This is a genomic window from uncultured Sphingomonas sp. (assembly GCF_913774285.1).
Taxonomy (GTDB): domain Bacteria; phylum Pseudomonadota; class Alphaproteobacteria; order Sphingomonadales; family Sphingomonadaceae; genus Sphingomonas.
This window is the reverse complement of the sequence record NZ_CAJYHX010000003.1, coordinates 1-17,140: the sequence shown is the minus strand read 5'-3', so window position 1 is coordinate 17,140 and position 17,140 is coordinate 1. Positions and strand designations below refer to the sequence as shown.

At 67.0% G+C, this 17,140-nt stretch carries 13 protein-coding genes; 1 reads left to right on the top strand and 12 read right to left on the bottom strand.

Features of this window, described 5'->3' with window-relative positions:
* Nucleotides 1–63: 63 nt before the first annotated feature.
* Nucleotides 64–3,051 carry a TonB-dependent receptor gene (locus QZ670_RS00825; protein ID WP_294250610.1) on the bottom strand — a complete coding sequence of 996 codons (2,988 nt, stop codon included), beginning with the start codon at nt 3,049–3,051 and terminating at the stop codon, nt 64–66.
* A gap of 234 nt (nt 3,052–3,285) precedes the next feature.
* Between QZ670_RS00825 and QZ670_RS00820 the strand changes: the two genes are divergently transcribed.
* Nucleotides 3,286–4,503 (top strand): MFS transporter, encoded by a 1,218-nt coding sequence (locus tag QZ670_RS00820; protein ID WP_294250607.1) that lies wholly within the window; start codon nt 3,286–3,288, stop codon nt 4,501–4,503.
* Here QZ670_RS00820 and QZ670_RS00815 read toward each other — a convergent pair.
* From QZ670_RS00815 to QZ670_RS00765, 11 genes are all read right to left on the bottom strand, one after another.
* Nucleotides 4,494–6,296, bottom strand: coding sequence for an adenylyl cyclase (locus QZ670_RS00815; protein WP_294250604.1), 1,803 nt, complete (start codon nt 6,294–6,296; stop codon nt 4,494–4,496). The genes QZ670_RS00820 and QZ670_RS00815 overlap by 10 nt on opposite strands.
* Before the next feature lie 12 nt (nt 6,297–6,308).
* Nucleotides 6,309–7,865, bottom strand: coding sequence for an alkaline phosphatase D family protein (locus tag QZ670_RS00810; protein ID WP_294250601.1), 1,557 nt, complete (start codon nt 7,863–7,865; stop codon nt 6,309–6,311).
* 109 nt (nt 7,866–7,974) lie between these two features.
* On the bottom strand, nt 7,975–8,367 hold the full coding sequence (locus QZ670_RS00805; RefSeq protein ID WP_294250598.1) for a hypothetical protein: 393 nt from the start codon (nt 8,365–8,367) through the stop codon (nt 7,975–7,977).
* 60 nt (nt 8,368–8,427) lie between these two features.
* On the bottom strand, nt 8,428–8,688 hold the full coding sequence (locus tag QZ670_RS00800; protein ID WP_294250595.1) for a DUF1467 family protein: 261 nt from the start codon (nt 8,686–8,688) through the stop codon (nt 8,428–8,430).
* Nucleotides 8,689–8,698: 10 nt separating this feature from the next.
* The gene (locus QZ670_RS00795) at nt 8,699–10,336 is read right to left on the bottom strand and encodes a ribonuclease J (protein WP_294250592.1); all 1,638 of its coding nucleotides are present in this window, start codon (nt 10,334–10,336) and stop codon (nt 8,699–8,701) included.
* On the bottom strand, nt 10,337–11,119 hold the full coding sequence (locus QZ670_RS00790) for a type III pantothenate kinase (protein WP_294250590.1): 783 nt from the start codon (nt 11,117–11,119) through the stop codon (nt 10,337–10,339).
* A gap of 19 nt (nt 11,120–11,138) precedes the next feature.
* Nucleotides 11,139–11,792 carry a biotin--[acetyl-CoA-carboxylase] ligase gene (locus QZ670_RS00785; protein ID WP_294250870.1) on the bottom strand — a complete coding sequence of 218 codons (654 nt, stop codon included), beginning with the start codon at nt 11,790–11,792 and terminating at the stop codon, nt 11,139–11,141.
* A gap of 47 nt (nt 11,793–11,839) precedes the next feature.
* Nucleotides 11,840–13,297, bottom strand: coding sequence for an NADH-quinone oxidoreductase subunit NuoN (nuoN, locus tag QZ670_RS00780; protein WP_294250587.1), 1,458 nt, complete (start codon nt 13,295–13,297; stop codon nt 11,840–11,842).
* On the bottom strand, nt 13,297–14,862 hold the full coding sequence (locus QZ670_RS00775; RefSeq protein ID WP_294250585.1) for an NADH-quinone oxidoreductase subunit M: 1,566 nt from the start codon (nt 14,860–14,862) through the stop codon (nt 13,297–13,299). Before QZ670_RS00775 ends, nuoN begins: the two co-directional genes overlap by 1 nt.
* 7 nt (nt 14,863–14,869) lie before the next feature.
* On the bottom strand, nt 14,870–16,993 hold the full coding sequence (gene nuoL, locus QZ670_RS00770; protein WP_294250582.1) for an NADH-quinone oxidoreductase subunit L: 2,124 nt from the start codon (nt 16,991–16,993) through the stop codon (nt 14,870–14,872).
* Between the two features lie 6 nt (nt 16,994–16,999).
* Nucleotides 17,000–17,140, bottom strand: a 141-nt coding sequence (locus QZ670_RS00765) for an NADH-quinone oxidoreductase subunit K (RefSeq protein ID WP_294250868.1), incomplete at its 5' end; no start/stop codon positions are given.

Below are 17,140 nucleotides of genomic sequence, written 5' to 3'. Positions count from 1 at the left end.
CGTTGGCACGTCGCGCGGCGGGCCGGAGGGGCCTTGGGGTATAGGCTCCCCAAGGCCCCATCGTCAGAAGCGGTAGCGGACGCCCACCGTGTAGCGAGCATAGCCCGGCGCGGTGACGGTCACGTACCGATCGGTCCGCTGGTGCGCGCGGCGGCCTTCGCCGGTCAGGTTGATACCTTCGAAGAACAGGGTCGTGCGTGGCAGCGCCTCCCAGCTCGCGCTAGCATCGATCTGGCCATAGGGCTCGGTATAGCTCGGGTTCGACCCCGCGCCCGACAGGAACTCGGCACGCCAGTTATAGGCGACGCGCGCCTGGATGCCGTTCTTGTCGTAATAGCCGATCACATTGGCCGTATCGCTCAGGCCGACCAGCGCGAACTGGTTGACCGTGGCGGGCTGGTCGTTGCGATAGTGCACGTCGCCGTCGACGATCGTGTAGTTGAGGATCATCCCCAGCCCGGTCTCCCAGAAGCTGTGCTGGACGGCAAATTCCCAGCCATGGACGTTGGCGGTCTGGTTGTTGTTGACCGGCGTGTTGACGGTGAACACCACCGGGGCGTCCTCGGGCAGCCCCAGGATGTCGCCGGTATAGGCGCCCGGCGTGCCGCCGGTGATCTTCACTGAACCCGGATAGTTGGCGAAGATATACTGGCGAATGTCGTTCGAGGTCGCGCCTGCGCCGAGGGCCGCCAGCGCCGCCTTGTAGCGCGGGCCGTCGGCGGGGTTGGTCAGGCCGAACACCGGCTTCTTCACCTGGCCGGTGCCGATGAAGTTGACCACCGACTTGTGGAAATAGCCGACCGAGATGTAGCTGTCCGGCCGGTAATACCACTCGGCCGAGAAATCGAGGTTCTTCGACTTGTACGGCAGCAGCCCCGGATTGCCCTGGCTGCCGGTGCCGCCGTCGACGCGGAACAGCGAGTCGATCGTCTGGCCGCCTTGCAGGCTGCCATAGTCCGCCCGCGCGATGGTGTGGCCATAGGACGCACGCAGCTTGACGTTCTTCAGCGGCGAGATGTCGAAGTCGAACGACGGCAGCCAGTTCTGGTACGCGCCGCTGAGGGTGGTGAAGTCGCTCTTGCCCGAATAGACGACGTTGAGTTCGTTCGCCGAGACCCACTTGGTGCCGGTGGCGACGGGCACCAGCGCCGCGCTGTCGATCCAGGTCTTCTCGTAGCGGACGCCGGCATAGAGGTGCGCCGGGCGGCCGAAGGCGTCGAACTTCACGTTCGCCTGGAGGAACGGCGCGAGCGTCTTTTCCGAGATGTGACGATCGACGGTGTACTGCGCCAGGCAGGTGTCCGGGCCCAGCGGCGTGCCGCTCTGCGGCTTCGAGCACATCTTGTAGAGGCGCTCGAGATTGCCGACCAGCGTCTCGAAATTCTTGGTGTAGATCTGCTGGATCAGCAGGCTGCCGTCGGTCTTCAGGCCGGGATATTTGTCCGGAATGGTCGCCAGGGTAAACAGGCTGTCGGGCAGGTCCGAGGCAGGACCGGCGCCGCCCCAGGTGTTGTTCTGGAGATAGCCATAGGCCGAGCGGACCTTGTTATCGACATAGGAGATGCCGAAGTCGACGCTGTCGAGCAGCCCGCCATGATCGTAGCGGCCCTTGAACTGGACCTGGTTGATCTCGTCGCGGAACAGGCCGTTGCGGAAGGAATTGCCGGTCGCCTGGATGCGCGAGGCGTCGGTCAGGTCGATGCCCGGCTGCATCTTGATCGAGAGCACCGGCATGTAGTGGGTGAAGTCGATCGTCTGGCTCGCCGCGCCGAAGATCGCGGTGCTCACCGAGGTGCTGGTGCCGTATTTGTTGGTCGGGCCCGACTTGGCGGTCGAATGATGGCCGTCGAGCTCGAAGGAAAAGGCCCCCTCGGGCTTCCACTGCAGGTTCGCGCCGATCGAGTTGTTCTCGCTCTGGTTGGCGCTGAGGTTGCTGACGTAGGAAACGTCTTTGCCTTCGCTCGCCTTGAACCGCTCGGTGTAGAAGATCGGGCTCGCCACCGCGCCGCCGGTCCAGCTGCTGACGGTGTCGTTGTTGTTGAAATAGACGCCGATGCTGTTGCTGCGCATCGTCACGCGGTTGCGCGAATAGGTATAGTCGATCGTGCCGGTCAGCGTGTCGGACGGCTTGAACTGCAGCACCGCTTGGCCGTTGATCCGCTCGCGCTCGATGTCGTTGATGCCAATGCCGGCATTCTGCGGCACGGTGTAGATCTGGTCGCCGGTCGGGCGGTTGGTGATGTTGGCGTAGCGCGGATCGCCGGGTTGGGCGAGCTCGCCGGTCTTGTCCGAACCGGTGCGGCCGTTCTTCCAGCCGACATAGGCTTCGTTGTTGCCCGCCTTGCGCTTCTGGTAGGTGCCGGCGATCAGGATGCCGATGCGATCGTCGAGGAAGCTGTCGCTGACGATGCCCGACGCTTCCGGGGTGATCGGCGTGTTCTTGGCGTTGCTCGAGCTGTCGTACATGCCCGAGACCGCCAGGCTGCCGTGCAGGCCCGGCTTGTCGAGCGGGCGCGGCGTGCGGATGTTGATCGTCGAGCCGATGCCGCCCGATTCGATGTCGGCCCGGCCGGTCTTGTAGACTTCCACCGCGGCGATACCGTCGGAGGAGAGGTTGGCGAAGTCGAACAGGCGCGAGGTCGGCGCGGTGGCGCCGCCGTCGAGCGTCGAGGTCGGCATCTGGCGGCCGTTGAGCGTTACCAGATTGTAGTTCGGGCCGAAGCCGCGGACGGTGACGGTCGAGCCCTCGCCGATCGAGCGATCGATCGACACGCCGGTGATGCGCTGGAGCGATTCGGCGAGGTTGGTGTCCGGGAACTTGCCCATGTCCTCGGCGGTGATGCCGTCGACCACGCCCTGCGCGTCGCGCTTCAGTTCTAGCGATTCGCGCAGCGAAGCGCGGATGCCGGTGACGACGATGTCGCCATTGGCTTCGGTTTCGCTTCCGCCATTCGCGTCCTGCGCCGCTGCGATCCCCGGCAGCGCGAGCAGCGCGAGCGCGGACACGCCCGCGCGCCACAGCATCGACCTGCCTGCATGTACCCCTGTCATATTGGCTCCCCGCATGTTGGATGAATCATGGTCCGCCATGATGTGAACGTTCACATACAAAGATCCGTTACGCGGTCAACAAGTCACATTTTTGTAGTTTTTTGCGGGGGATCGTTCTCAGGACTGTCATCTTCACGCGGTCAAGTTGCAGCATCGGCAGTCGCTGACCGCCGCACCAAAAGCGGCAGGAACAACGTTGGCACATGGGGCGCCAACCTCTATTCGAACCGCTGCATGCACGCGCCGACGCCCCCCGTATCCGCCCAAGGCGCCGCGCGGCACTGGCGCTTCCTGCTGCTGTTCGCGCTGGCCAATGCGGGCGGGACGATCGGCTATCTGCCGCTGTTCACGGTGTTCCTGCCGATCAAGGTGGAGGCGATCGCCGGCGCCGACCGGCTCAACCTGTTCACGCTGGTTGCCGCGATCGGCACGGTCGCCGCGATCGCCGCCAATCTCGGCTTCGGCTGGCTGAGCGATCGCTCGCTGGCGCGCGGGCGCGGACGTCGCGGCTGGCTGCTGCTCGGCACGCTCGGCCTAGCGCTCGCCTATGCGCTGTTCGCCCGCGCCGAGTCGCCCGTCGGCGTGACCTTCGCGGTGGTCGCGGTGCAATGCGCCGCCAATGCGGTCTTGGCGCCGCTGCTCGCGCTGATGGCAGACGAGATTCCCGATGCGCAGAAGGGCTTCACCGGCGGCTTGCTCGCGCTCGCCAACCCGATCGGCGCAGCAACGGCCTGGGGGCTGGTCCAGCTGCCCGGCGCCAGCGAGACCCTGCGGCTGGGGCTGCTCTCGCTCGGCATCGCGCTGCTGGTAGCACCGCTTGCCTTTTCCGCCGCGCGTCGCCTGCCGCCGCAGCCTGCTCCCCTGCCCCGCGTCCAGGCGCGCCGCAACCTCGCCGCCGCATGGGTCGCGCGGCTGCTGCTCCAGTCGGCGGGCAACGGGCTGACGCTCTACCTCTATTATTATTTCGCCGACTTGCCCCCGCGCCAGACCGCTGCCGAAGCTGCGGACTTCGTCGGGCGGACGCTGGTGCTCGCCACGCTCCTGCCCCTGCCCTGCACCCTGCTGCTCGGCCGCCTCTCGGACCGGATCGGACGCCGCAAGCCCTTCCTGCTCGCGTCCGCCGCGGTGACGGCAGGCGGGCTGCTGGTGATGGGCCTGGCGGGCACGCGCAGCGTCGCGGTGGCGGGGTTCCTCGTCTACGGCGTCGGCGCACAGCTGTTCATGGCGCTCCACGGCGCGTTCTGGATGCAGGAGCTGCCGAGCGAGCGCCATCGCGGCCGCGACCTGGGCATCCTCAACCTCACCAACACGCTGCCCGCACTGGTCGGCACCGCGATCGCCTGGGTGGCGGCGACGCCGGGCAGCTTCGCGCCGCTGCTGTTCCTGCTCTCCGGCCTCACCCTGGCGGGCGGGCTGGTGATGCTCGCGGTGCGCGAGCCCGCTCAAGGGTAAGCGAGCAGCCGCTGCAGCACCGCGCCCGGGCGCGCCGCCGCGCCGGTATCGTTCACCAGATGCGCAATGGTGCCGACCCCGCCCCCCAGCGACATCGTCGTCACATGGCGGAAGCGCACGCCCGGCCGCCCCGGCGCCTCGATCGCGCTTTCGAGCACGACCTGCGGATTGGTCCGGAAATAGACATAGACCCCCAGCGCCACCGCCTCGTGCGCGCGCACCCGGTCATCGACCTTGTAGGCTGCCCAGCCACGGGTGGGGCCCGCCATCCAGGCCGTCTGGGTCGGCGGATCATAGGGCAGCTCGTTCTGGTAGAAATACGTCCGCCCGCGCTCGCCGCGCCACCAGGTCTGGTAGCGCTGGAAATGCTCGACGAACAGCGCATGCACGGTCACGTCGTCGCCGTTGACGACCAGCCCCTGGTCGCCGGTGCTCTCCTCCCAGCCGACATGGACGCGCGTGCCGTCGACATCACCGTGGTCGGCCCGCCAGATCCACAGATGGTCGGCAAGGACATGGTGGCTGTTGATCTCGAGGCAGGTCTCCACCTTCCCGACCTCCACTCCGCCGACGCGGAAGAACAGGTCGGCGAGCAGCACCGGGTTGTGGCGATGGTCGCCGCTGCAGCCCCGTGGCCCCACCTGCACGAGCACCGGCGAACGGACGACACCCGCATCGATCATCAGCCCGGCGATGGTGACGCCGGGGACATCGTCGATCTCCAGCACCGCATTGCCCTGCACCGCCTGCAGCGTCGCAAGGCCGATGCCCAGCAGCACGCGATTGGCCGCAGCCACTCGCAGCGGCGCATCGAGCCGGTAGACGCCCGGGGTGAACAGCAGATGCTGGCCGCGGGTGAGCGCGGCGTTGAGCGTGGCGGCGTCCATTTCGGGCCGCGCGAGAAAGAAATGCGCGAGCGGCAGCGCGCTGCCCGGCGTCGGTCCGTCGGCCCAGCTCGTCCCCTCCGCGTCCCGTCGCAACGCGGGCACGAACACGGACCAGCTGCCGGCGGCGTCGACCTGGAGGAACGGCTTCTCGCGGAGCAGCGGCACGCGGAGCAGCGTCGTCACCGCCGGCTGCGGGAAGCTGGTGGCGGGCGCGCCCTGGACCCCCTGGAACATCATGTTCCAGTTGACGCCCTGCCAGCCGCCGACGCGGCTGCTGCGGCTATACCATTGCTGCTGGCTCCCCGCGCGGATCGTGCCTTCGATCCGGCAATCGGCGAGGAAGCCGCCGCTCGAGGAGCCGCCGTCGTCGAGCACCAGATCGCCGAACATGTGGATACGCCGATAGGGCGCCGCCTGCGAGACCGCCCAGCGGTCCCACCCCTCGGGCGGGCGGGCGGTGAGGTTCTCGGCCCCGCGCCAGAAATTGGCGAGCGCGTCGCCCTTGAGCCAATCGGCATTGACGCGGACATGCCCGTCGATCGTCACCGCGCCCGGCATCGTGCCGAGCCCCAGCACCTGGGTGAAGAAGCCCACCCGCACGTCGGTGGTGTAGCGACCCGGCTTGAACAGAATGGCGAAGCGGCGATCGGTGAAATGCGCCGCTTCCTGCTGCGCGAAGATCGCATCGATCCGCGCCTGGATTTCGCCGCCGGGCATTGCCGGATCGACCACCAGCACGTTCGGCCCGAAATCGGGCGTGGTTTCCGGCGCCATCGCTTCCCCCGCGCGAACCGGCAGCGGCGCCCCCGCGACCACTGCCATCGCCGCCAGCCCGGCATCGCCAGCGCGACGGATCGCCGTGCGCCGGCCTGCATCGGGCAGGCAGCCCCCCTTGCCTTCGTCCAATCGCTGTCCCCGTCAGGCGAAATCGAGCTGGGCCCGGCCATGGGAGACGATCGCGGTGCGCGCGGTCTTCACCGGCGCGCCGGGCTCGCTGACCGTGTCGACGGTGCGGAACTGCGCCTGCCACTGGTCGCGAGTGACGTCGCACAGCAGATAGCCGCGGCGATCGTTCATGTACTTCAGATACGGATTGCGGCCGAGGATCTTGTCGCTCCCCGCGCGGACATCCGCCCCGTCGCCGCCCGAGCTGATCGAGGTGGAGACGAACTCCACCGCCACCGCCTCGCCCTGGCCGGCGCGGGTGCGCAGCTCGCCGGCGTAATTCTGGTGCTCGTCCCCGGTCAGCACCACGACATTGCCGTGCCCTGCGAACTTCGAGAACAGCCGCTCTCGCGGCAGGTCATAGCCGCCCCAGCTGTCCATGTTGCGGATCGGCGCGGGCTCGTCCCCCATGCGGCGATCGAGCGGCATCATCATCACCTGCTGGGCGATGGCATTCCACCGCGCCTTGCCCTCGGCGAGGTTTCGGGCCAACCACGCCTCCTGGGCGGTGCCGAGTACCTGCGCATCGGCCGCGTCCCAGCCGGCGCACTTCGGCTTGAACCCGTCGTCGCAGGGCTGGTCGGTGCGGAACTGGCGGGTGTCGAGCAGGTGCAGGTCGATCAAGTCGCCGATGCGGGCGCGGCGATAGGCCTGGATGCTGTCGCCCTTGGGGATCGACGTGCTGCGCACCGGCATATGCTCGTACCAGGCCTGGAAGGCCGCGGCGCGGCGGAGCAGGAAGGCCTCGGGCGGGGTGCCGTTCTGGTCGCGATCGCTAACCCAGTTGTTCTGGATCTCATGATCGTCGAAGGTGGCGTACCAGCCTGTCGCGGCGTGCGCGGCCTGGAGATCGGTGTCGGTCTTGTACTGGGCATAGCGGCGGCGATAGTCGTCGAGACTGAACGGCTCCTCGCCGGCGTGCGCGCGAATGAACTTCTTCGGGTTGCCGCCATAGTCGAACGCCACCGGATTGCCGCGGCCCTCGTAGATGTAATCGCCGTAATGGAAGAGGAAGTCCGCATCCTCCCGCGCGGCATGGGCATAGGCGGTGTAGAGCCCCTGCTCGTAGTGCTGGCAGCCGGCGACCAGGAAGCGCGCCTTTTCCACCGAAGCCCCCGCAGCGGGCAGCGTCTTGACCCGCCCCCGCATCGAGCGCTCGCGGCCGCAGGTGAAGCGATACCAATAGGGCCGATCGGGCTGCAGCCCGGCGACCTCGACATGCACCGAATGGCCGAGCTCGGGCCGGGCCAGCGCCTCGCCCTTGGCGGCGATCGTCTTGAACGCCGGGTCGGCGGCGACTTCCCATTGCACCGCGATCGGCACCATCGGCATGCCGCCATGCGGCTCGAGCGGTTCGGGGGCGAGTCGCGTCCACAGCACGAAGCCGTCGGAAGAGGCGTCACCCGCCGCGATGCCGAGCGTGAAGGGATAGGCGCGGAACGCCTGCTGTGCGCGGACGATACCCGGCGCACCCAGCACCAGCAGCGATCCAGCGGCGCCCAGCAACAGCTCGCGTCGTGTAGTGTGCATCCTTCGTCTCCCTAGCGCGGTGCGGCAGGCACCCGGCCACCGCCTCAGCGGGGAGATGCAAGCTTCATCCGCAGCGCATGGCAAGCGAAGATGACAAAAATGTGAACGTTCACATAGCAGGCGTAAAATGCGAAGCGAGCACCGCAACTTCGCGCTCGACTTCCCGGCGGAGCGCCGCGCGCATCGCGTTTGACGCGCGGACATAGCCGGGCCAATCGGCGACCACCTGGCGCAGTGTCCAGGTACCGATATGACTGCTGGAGGTGCCCCGCGACGCATTGGTCGCGTCGCGCAGGGCCTTCAGCGCGGGATCGCCCGCCCCCGCCGCGATCAACCGCTCGCACAGCGCGACCACCTCACGCCGCCGCGCGCTGCTGGCGCGGGTCAGGCGATAGCGGACCGCCGTTACGACCTTCTCGTCGCAATCAGGCGCTTGGGTCAACTGCTCGAGTTCGTCGAGCGCGGCGAGCATCTGGGCGTGGTGGCGGCGCAGGTCTTCCATCCGGTTCTTATAGGCGGCCGGATCGCCAATTAAGCCAACAAAAGCTTGTTTTGCTAATGCTTACCGCGTCCAGTCGAGCATGTCCGCGGTCACCCAGCCATAGACATAGTTGAGATAGAAGGCGCCGAACAGCACGGCCGAGAGGATCGTGGTGCGCACCACGATCTTCGTCGGGTTGAAGCTGTGCGGCGCGCTCGGCGCCTGGCCGGGGACGAGCGGCACGCCCGCCTCCTCGCTGGTCCGCACCCCGAAGGGCAGCACGAAGAACACCGACATCGCCCAGAAGAGCGTATAGATCGCGAGCGCCGACTGCCACTTCATGGGTGCAAGGTTACGCCTCGATCAGCAGCACGTCCACCACCGGCTTCTTGCCGGTGAAGCGCACCGCGACCCGCCGCACCGCCAGCCGCAGCGACTCGCGCAGCTTCTCGCGATCGCGCCAGTCCTTCTTCACCGCCTCGGCGGCGGCATCGGCGGCGGCTTCGATCAGGTCCTCGCGGTCCTCTTCCACCGGTACGCCCTGGACGCGGATCTGCGGCGCACCGAGCAGCTTGCCCTTGCGATCGATCGCCACCGCGACCGACATCTGGCCGTAGAGCGCGATCCGCCGCCGTTCGCCCATCGTCGCGCCGTCGGCGGGCAGGATCACGTCGCCGTCGAGCACCAGGCGGCCGACATGCGCATGACCGATCTTGGCCGGGCCGTTCGGCGCGAGGCGGATGATCTCGCCATTCTGCTGCTTCACCGCCTTGGGCACGCCCTGCTCCAGCGCGAAGCGGGCCTGTTCGTGCATGTGCCGGATCTCGCCGTGCACCGGCACGATGATCTCCGGCCGGATCCACTTGTACATCTCGGCCAGCTCGGGGCGGCCCGGATGGCCGGACACGTGCACAAAGGCCTGGCGGTCGGTGATGATGTCGACGCCCTTGTCGGCGAGCGTGTTCATGATCTTGCCGATCGCGATCTCGTTGCCCGGGATCTGGCGCGAGGAGAACACCACCAGGTCGCCCTGATGGAGCTTGAGCACATGGCTGCCCTCGGCGATACGATTGAGCGCGGCGCGCGGCTCGCCCTGGCCGCCGGTCGCCACGATCAGCACGCGCGAGGCGGGCAGAGTCATCGCCTTTTCGAAGTCGATCAGCTCGGGGAAGTCGCGCAGATAGCCGGTCGCCTTGGCGACGCGGATGATGCGGTCGAGCGAGCGCCCGGCGACGCATAGCTCTCGGCCGGTGTCGCGGGCGACCTCGCCTAGCGTCTGCAGCCGCGCCGCGTTCGACGCAAAGGTGGTGACGAGCACGCGGCCCTTGGCCCCGGCAACCACCTCATCCAGGCCCTTGCGCACATCCGCTTCCGAGCCCGAGGCTTCGGGGTTGAACACGTTGGTCGAGTCGCACACCAGCGCTAGCACGCCCTTGTCGCCGATCGCGGTCAGCTCCTCGGCCGTCGCCGAACCACCCAGCGAGGGCGCTTCGTCGAGCTTCCAGTCGCCGGTGTGGAACACCTTGCCATAGGGCGTCTCGATCAGCACCGCATTGCCCTCGGGGATCGAGTGGGCGAGTGGCGTATAGGTGATCGTGAACGGGCCGATGTCGAACGGCCCCTCTTCCTTGACCACGTTGAGTTCGACGCGGTCCTCGATGCCTTCTTCGGCCAGCTTGCCGTGGATCAGGCCCGCGGTGAACGGCGTCGCATAGAGCGGCACGCCGAGATCGGCGGCGAGATAGGGCAGCGCGCCGATATGGTCCTCATGCCCGTGGGTCAGCACGATGCCGAGCAGATCGTCCACCCGGTCCTCGATGAACTGGAGGTCGGGCAGGATCACGTCGATGCCCGGATAGCTGGCGTCGCCGAAGGTGATGCCGCAATCGACCATCAGCCATTTGCCGTCGCAGCCATAGAGATTGACGTTCATGCCAATCTCGCCCGAGCCGCCGAGGGCGAGGAAGAGCAGTTCGTTTCTTGGGGTCACTTAATTTCCTTGCTGGCTGCGTTCCCACAGCATCGCCAAGCCCTGAATGGTCAGATCGGGCTCGATCGTATCGAAGACAGATGTATGCGTTTCAAAGAGAATCGCCAGCCCACCCGTCGCAATAACCTTGAGCGGCCTGCCCACTTCGGCCTTCAGCCGCGCGACCAGCCCCTCGATCATCGCGACATAGCCCCAGTAGATGCCGATATGCATCTGATCGACCGTGTTGCGGCCGACCACGCTGGCGGTCTCGGGCGCCGAGATGGCGATCCGCGGCAGCTTGGCGGCGGCGGTCACCAGCGCGTCGAGCGAGAGGTTGATGCCCGGCGCGATGATCCCGCCCTTATAGGCGCCGCGATAATCGACCACGTCGAAGGTGGTCGCGGTGCCGAAGTCGATGATGATCAGGTCGCCGGCGTGCCGCGCATGGCCGGCGAGCACGTTGAGCGCACGGTCGGCGCCGAGATTCTGCGGCTCGTCGACATCGAGCGCGAAGCCCCATTCGGCGCTGCCCTTGCCGGCGATCACCGCCTCGGTCCTGAAATATTTGCTGGCGAGCACTTGGAGGTTGTGGAGCGCACGCGGGACCACGGTGCCGACGATCACCCCGCTCACCGCGCTACGATCGAACCCCTCCAGCGCCAGTAACTGGCTGAGCCACACGGCATATTCGTCGGCGGTGCGGCGCGGATCGGTGGCGATGCGCCAGCGGGCGCGGATCTCGCCGCCGTCCACCAGCGCGAACACGACATTGGTATTGCCGGCGTCGATCGCGAGCAGCATCGCCCTTCCCTCTTCCTCGTTACAGCAGGAACACGTCGCCCGCGTGAATGGCACGGGTCGTGCCGTCGGCCAAGCGCAGGATCAGCGCGCCGCTCGAATCCAGCCCGCCGAACAGCCCGTCGAAGCTCGACCCGTCGGCGAGCCGTGCGGTGAGCGCGGTGCCCTCGGGATGCGCCTTGGCGAGCCAGCGCTCGTGCACCGGCCACATACCCTCGCCCCGCCAGCGTTCCAGCCAGCGGCCGAAGCTCTCGGCGAGCACTTCGGCGAAGATCTCGGGGTCAACGGTCACACCGAGCGCTGCCAAGCTCGTCGCCGCGCGATCGAGCCCCTCGGGCGCCGCGGCGAGGTTGACGCCGATGCCGACCGCGATCGCATCCCCTGCCCGCTCGAGCAGGATGCCGGAGAGCTTGGCGCCGTCCACCAGCAGATCGTTGGGCCATTTGAGCATCGGCGCAACGCCGAACGCCCGCACCGCTTCTTCGAGCGCAACGGCCGACAGCAGCGCCAGTGTCGCCGGCGAGGGATCGGTCGGGCGCACCCGGACCAACGTCGAAATGTAGAGATTGCCCGCAGGCGAAACCCAGGCGCGCCCCTGCCGGCCCTTGCCGGCGGTCTGGCGTTCGGCCCGTAGCCACAGCCCTTCCCCGGCGCCCGTAAGCGCCAGGGAAAGGATGTCGGCGTTCGTCGATCCCGTCTCGGCGACGGTTCGGATCGTCGGTGTCAGAACAGCGCCTTCGCAGCAACCAGCGACCAGGTGCCGAGTGCACCGAACACCAGCCAGCCGATCGGCGAGATCACGACCGCGCTGATCGCGATCAGGCCGCCCTCGACCAGGTTGGTCTTACCGGCAAAGGCCGGCGCCGGCTCGTCGAAGTACATCGTCTTGACGATCTTGAGGTAGTAATAGGCACCGATGGTCGAGGCTGCGGCACCCACGGTGGCGAACGCGATCAGGCCCGAGTGCATCGCGGCGATGAACACGCCCAGCTTGGCGAAGAAGCCGAGCAGCGGCGGGATACCGGCAAGGCTGAACATGAAGATCGCCAGCGCCAGCGCCAGGCCCGGCCGCGTGCGCGACATGCCGGACAGGCTGGCGATGGTCTCAACCTGCTCGCCCTGCTCGTCCCGCATCTGCAGTACCACCAGGAAGCTGCCGATCGTCATGACGACGTAGATCGCCATGTAGACGAGCACGCTCGCCACGCCTTCCTCACCGCCGGCAGCAAGGCCGATCAGCGCGAAGCCGACATTGTTGATCGACGAATATGCAAGCAGGCGCTTGATGTTGGTCTGGCCGATCGCCGCCACCGCACCGAAGATGATCGAAGCGAGCGAGGCAAAGATCACGATCTGGCGCCATTCGAGGATCGCCGGGCCCATCGCATCGACCGCGACCCGCACCGCCATCGCCACCGCCGCCACCTTGGGCGCCGAGGCGAAGTATGCGGTGACCGGGGTCGGCGCGCCTTCGTACACGTCCGGCGTCCACATGTGGAACGGCACTGCCGAGATCTTGAAGGCGAGACCCGCGAACACGAACACCAGGCCAAACAGCAGGCCGGTATGCTGGCTGCCCGTCGCGCCGGCGCTGTAGGCGTCGGCGATGCCGCCGAACAGCGTCGTGCCGGCGAAGCCATAGACCAGGCTGATGCCGTAGAGCAGGATGCCCGAGGCCAGCGCGCCGAGCACGAAATACTTCAGGCCCGCTTCCGCCGAGCGCGTGTCCCGCCGCATGAAGCTGGCGAGGATATAGGCCGAGAGGCTCTGCAGCTCGAGGCCGACATAGAGGGTCAGCAGATCGCCCGCCGATACCATCATGCCCATGCCCACCGTGGAGAGCAGGATCAGCACCGGATATTCCGGACGCAGATCCTCCCCCGAGGTCCGCTGGAAGAAGTTCGGCGCGATCAGGATCGACACCGCGGCGGCGACATAGATCACCACCTTGGCGAAGGTCGCGAAGGCATCCGCGCGGAACAGGCCACCGAATGCGACGCCGCCGGTCGAGGCGGGGCCGGCCAGCGCGATGCCGGCACCGGCGAGCAGCGCCACCGAGGCCCAGCTCACCAGCTTGGTCGAGGCCTGGCCGCCAAAGGCAGCGACCAGCATCAGGACGATCGAACCAGCCGCGAGCACCAGCTCGGGCAGCGTCATGAGGAGTTGCGTGGAATAGGACATCAGTGCGCCCCCTCGTGCGCGGAGGCTTCATGGGCGGGTGCCGCCTGCGGCGAACCCGGCGTGGGCTTGGAGTCGCTGATCGAGGCGGTGTGCGCGGCGCTGTCGAGGCGCTGCGTCAGCCGCGCGACGTCGGCGCGCATCGGTGCGGTGAAGCTGGTCGGGTACACACCCATCCACAGCACCACGGCAGCCAGCGCGACGAGCATCGCGACTTCGCGACCGTCGAGATCCGGCATCGCCTTCACATCGTCCTTGGTCAGGTCGCCCCACACCACCCGACGGAACAGGTAGAGCATATAGGCGGCGCCAAGGATGATGCCGGTCGTGCCAATCAGCGCGGTTGCGGTCGAGACCTGGTACACGCCGGCGAGGCTGAAGAATTCGCCGACGAAGTTGCTGGTGCCCGGAAGGCCGATCGAGGCCATGGTGAACAGCAGGAACAGCACGGCGTAGCGCGGCATGTTGATCGCCAGGCCGCCGTAGCGGTCGATCTCGCGGGTGTGCAGGCGATCATAGATGATGCCGACGCACAGGAAGAGCGCGCCCGAGACCACGCCGTGGCCCAGCATCACCATCATCGCACCGTCGATGCCGTTCGCGTTGAAGGCGAACAGACCCATGGTGACGATCGCCATGTGCGCGACCGACGAATAGGCGATCAGCTTCTTCATGTCGCTCTGCACCAGTGCCACGAGCGAGGTGTAGACCACCGCCACGCAGGACAGCGCGAAGACCAGCCCCATGAACTGCACCGACGCAACCGGGAACATCGGCAGCGAGAAGCGCAGGAAGCCATAGCCGCCGAGCTTCAGCAGCACGCCCGCCAGGATGACCGAGCCTGCGGTCGGCGCCTGGACGTGCGCGTCGGGAAGCCAGGTGTGGACCGGCCACATCGGCATCTTCACCGCGAACGAGGCGAAGAAGGCCAGCCACAGCCAGGTCTGCCAGCTTGCCGGGAAGTCGTGCGCCATCAGTACCGGGATCGAGGTGGTGCCGGTGCTCAGCACCATCGCGATCATCGCGATCAGCATCAGCAGCGAGCCGAGCAGCGTGTACAGGAAGAACTTGTACGACGCGTAGATGCGGTTCACGCCGCCCCAGATGCCGATGATCAGGTACATCGGGATCAGGCCGCCTTCGAAGAAGACGTAGAACAGGAACAGGTCCTGCGCGGCGAAGGTGCCGATCATCAGCACTTCGGTGGCGAGGAACGCCGCCATATATTCGGGCACGCGCTTGGTGACCGAGAGCCAGCTGGCGCCGATGCAGATCGGCATCAGGAACAGCGAGAGCTCGATCAGCAGGAAGGCGAAGCCGTCGATGCCGAGCGCCCAGGAGAACTCGACGCCGCCCATCTTGAACAGCGTGACATGCTCGACGAACTGCCATTGCGGGGCACCGTCGCCATGCTGGAACTGCGTCCAGAGCCAGGCACCGAGCGCCAGGTTGACGAGCGTCGCGAGGAGCGCCGTCCAGCGGGCGCCTTGGGCGCCCACGAACAGGCAGAGCACTGCGGCAACCGCAGGCACCGCGAGCAGGACGGAAAGGATCGGAAAGCCGGTCATTATTCCATCACCTCGCAATGACCCAGGTGAGCGCGGCCGTGAGCCCGATCAGCATGACGAAGGCATAGGTGTAGAGATACCCCGATTGCAGCTTGACGGCCCCGAAGCTTCCGAACTGCACCAGGCGCGCCGCGCCATTGGGGCCGAAACGGTCGATCGTCTGCTCGTCGCCGCGCTTCCAGAACAGCCGCCCGATGGCGAATGCGGGACGCACGAAGAGCAGGTTGTAGAGCTCGTCGAAATACCACTTGTTGAGCAGGAACAGATACAGCGGACGCACCTGCTCGGCGAAGGCCGCCGGGAAGCCCGGCGAAACGATATACGCGAACACCGCGGTGCCCAGGCCCAGCAGCATCGCCACCGTGGCCGAGAGCTTCACCCACACCGGCACTTCATGCATCGCGTGCATCAGGTGCTCGTTGAAGGCGAGCGCGCCGTGCCAATAGGTCTCGCCCGCGCTCGGCTCGATGAACGCGCCGTGGAAGACGAAGCCGGCCAGCACTGCGCCGATCGACAGCAGGATCAGCGGGATCAGCATGACCAGCGGGCTCTCGTGCGGGTGATAGCCCGCCGTGCCCTCGGCCTCGTGCGCGTGGAGCGCATGGGTGCCGTGCGGGGTGTGGCCCGCATCTTCCTGCGCCGGCGCATTGGCATGCTCGCTGCCATGGCCGTGCGTGTCGTGCGCATGCTCGTCATGATGGCCATGGCCGTGCGCGTCGTGCACCGCGTGCTGGATGTGCTCGGAAGCGGCCCACCGCGGCTTGCCGTGGAAGGTCAGGAACACCACGCGCCACGAGTAGAAGCTCGTCAGCAGCGCGACGACCACGCCGACCCAGAACACGCCGGTGTTGCCCGAAGCGAAGGCCGCCTCGATGATCGCGTCCTTCGAGTGGAAGCCGGCGAAGCCGAACGCGACGGGATTGCCGAACAGCGCGGGGATGCCGACGCCGGTGATCGCAAGCGTGCCCGCCATCATCGCCGTGTAGGTCAGCGGGATCTTCTTCCAGAGGCCGCCATAGTAACGCATGTCCTGCTCGTGGTGCATCGCATGGATCACCGAGCCGGCGCCGAGGAACAGCAGCGCCTTGAAGAAGGCATGCGTGAACAGGTGGAACATCGCCGCGCCGTACGCGCCGACGCCCGCTGCGAAGAACATGTAGCCGAGCTGCGAACAGGTCGAATAGGCGATCACGCGCTTGATGTCGGTCTGCGTCGTGCCGACGGTGGCGGCGAAGAAGCAGGTCGCCGCGCCGATCACCATCACGACATGCATCGCGACTGCGCTCTGTTCGAACAGCGGCGACATGCGGCAGACCATGAACACGCCCGCGGTCACCATGGTGGCCGCGTGGATCAGCGCCGACACCGGGGTCGGGCCTTCCATCGCGTCCGGCAACCAGGTGTGCAGGCCGAGCTGCGCCGACTTGCCCATCGCGCCGACGAACAGCAGCAGGCAGAGCACGGTGATCGTGTCGAAGCGGTGGCCGAGGAAGCCGATCGTCGAGCCGGCATGGCTCGGCGCCGCCGCCAGGATCGTCGGAATGTCGACGGTGCCGAACACCAGGAACACCCCGAAGATGCCGAGCATGAAGCCGAGGTCGCCGACGCGGTTGACCACGAAGGCCTTGATCGCGGCGGCATTGGCGCTGGGCTTGCGGAACCAGAAGCCGATCAGCAGGTACGACGCGAGACCCACGCCTTCCCAGCCGAAGAACATCTGCACCAGGTTGTTCGCGGTCACGAGCATCAGCATCGCGAAGGTGAACAACGACAGGTACGCGAAGAAGCGCGGCTGGTCCGGCTCCTCGCTCATATAGCCCCAGCTATAGAGGTGGACCAGCGCGGAGACGCTGGTGATGACCACCAGCATGACCGCGGTCAGCGCATCGACGCGCAGCGCCCACGACACGTCGAACGTGCCGGAGGTCATGAAGTGCAGCACCGGCGTGACGGTCGCTTCGCTGCTGCCCGCCAGGAAGCCGATGAACACCGGCCACGACAGCGCGCACGACACGAACAGCGCGCCGGTGGTCACCACCTTGGGCAGCGTCGCGCCGAACGACTTGTTGGCGAAGCCGGCGACGATCGCCGCGACGAGCGGCACGAAGACGATGAAGAGGATCGAAGGCACCGGAATTTACCCCTTCATCCGGCTGGGATCGTCGACCGAGATCGAGCCGCGGCCGCGGAAGAAGATGACGATGATGGCCAGGCCGATCGCGGATTCGCCCGCGGCCACCGTCAGCACGAACATCGCGAACACCTGCCCCACCAGATC